The following is a 1,855-nucleotide window of genomic DNA, read 5'->3' on the forward strand; positions in this document are numbered from 1 at the left end:
CAGTGCGCCCAGCATGGGCGCACTCCTGCGGGTGCAAGTCCCGCCATAAGCTGGTCACAGCGAATGAAGTGAAGCGCAACTGCATGAGGGCGACCGAGTGTGGGAAGGAAGCGTGGAGCGTAAATCGCGAGCCGATGAACAAGAACTGCATAGAAGGCGCTGCCAAGCAGGGCGAGCGGGCTGGAAACCGCGAAGCTCCCGTGACCAAGGCGACGTGGCGTAAATGCAGCGGTTGTGCGATGAAGGAGTGCGTTCTTACCTGGGGACGCCTCGCCTCATGCCTGAAAAGGCGACGGTGCTGAACCGGAGCGAGGTCTCAGCAGAGGTCATAGTAGCCACAGGACAGGCCGGCGAGGCTGAAGCTGGTGGCGAAGGACCGAACGGGAAGGAGTGTTCAACGACATGCCGACGCAACAGGCAAGGCGTCAGATGCCCGCGCGAGCGGGGCAAGCGGTGGCGGCGCGCGGTGAAGCTGCGCGTGAAGCCGTGAGCGACGAAGCCTGGGGCTCGCGGTGTGAGACGAAGAGCACAGGGTCAGCGCTGCTCTCGGCAGCGCTGACGAGAGAGAACCTGCTGCAGGCGCTCAAACGGGTGCGGGCCAACAAGGGTGCGCCGGGTGTTGACGGGCTGGACATTGACCAGACTGCGCGACATCTGGTGACAGCGTGGCCGGCAATACGGGAGCAACTGCTGCGGGGGACGTACCGGCCGATGCCGGTGCGACGGGTGACGATCCCGAAACCGGATGGTGGCGAGCGCGAGCTGGGCATCCCGACGGTGACGGACCGGCTGATCCAGCAGGCGTTGCTGCAGGTACTGCAACCGGTACTGGACCCCACCTTTAGCGAGCACAGCTACGGCTTCCGGCCAGGGCGGCGTGCGCACGACGCGGTGCTGGCCGCGCAGTCGTACGTGCAGTCGGGTCGGCGGGTCGTGGTGGACGTCGACCTGGAAAAGTTCTTTGACCGGGTCAATCACGACATTCTCATCGACCGGCTGCAGAAGCGTATCGGAGACCCGGGCGTCATCCGGCTGATCCGGGCGTACCTGAATGCGGGCGTGATGGGCGATGGCGTGGTGCAGGAGCGGCACGAGGGGGCGCCCCAGGGCGGTCCGCTCTCACCGTTGCTGGCGAATGTGCTGCTCGATGAGGTGGACAAGGAACTGGAGCGACGGGGGCACTGCTTCGTGCGCTACGCCGACGATGCGAACGTGTACGTTCGCTCACGCCGTGCGGGTGAACGGGTGATGGCGCTGTTGCGACGGCAGTACGGGCGGTTACGCCTGAAGATCAACGAAGCCAAAAGCGCGGTGGCAAGCGTGTTCGGTCGCAAGTTCCTGGGCTACAGCTTCTGGGTAGCGGCGGGGCGTGCGATCAAGCGCAAGGTGGCAGTCAAACCACTGGCCACGTTCAAGCAGCGCGTGCGGGAACTGACACGCCGGGGCGGTCGTAGTCTGGCGCAGGTGGTGGAGAAGCTGCGCCCCTACCTGCTGGGCTGGAAGGGCTACTTCCGTCTGGCGCAGACGCCGGGCGTGATGCGCGAACTGGACGAATGGGTGCGCCATCGCCTGCGCGCGATCCAGTTGAAGCACTGGAAGCACGGCACGACCATGTATCGGGAGCTGCGCGCACTGGGTGCGACCCATGATGTTGCGCGACAGGTAGCGGCCAACAGCCATCGCTGGTGGCGCAACAGCGGCAAGTTGCTCAACAGCGTGCTGCCCATTGCATGGTTTGACCGACTCGGCTTACCCCGTCTCTCCTGACCTCAACTTCCCGAACCGCCCGGTGCGGACCCGCATGCCGGGTGGTGTGGCAGGGGCGTAGCCTCTTGGCTACCCCCTATGCCGATTG

General features: G+C 65.1%; 1 protein-coding gene. It reads left to right on the plus strand.

The features are described from left to right. The first annotated feature begins 402 nt into the window (after positions 1-402). Positions 403-1,767, plus strand: coding sequence for a group II intron reverse transcriptase/maturase (ltrA, locus tag HDG37_RS38675; RefSeq protein ID WP_184056842.1), 1,365 nt, complete (start codon positions 403-405; stop codon positions 1,765-1,767). The last annotated feature ends 88 nt before the right edge of the window (positions 1,768-1,855 follow it).

This window comes from Paraburkholderia sp. MM5384-R2, from assembly GCF_014201025.1.
GTDB lineage: Bacteria > Pseudomonadota > Gammaproteobacteria > Burkholderiales > Burkholderiaceae > Paraburkholderia > Paraburkholderia tuberum.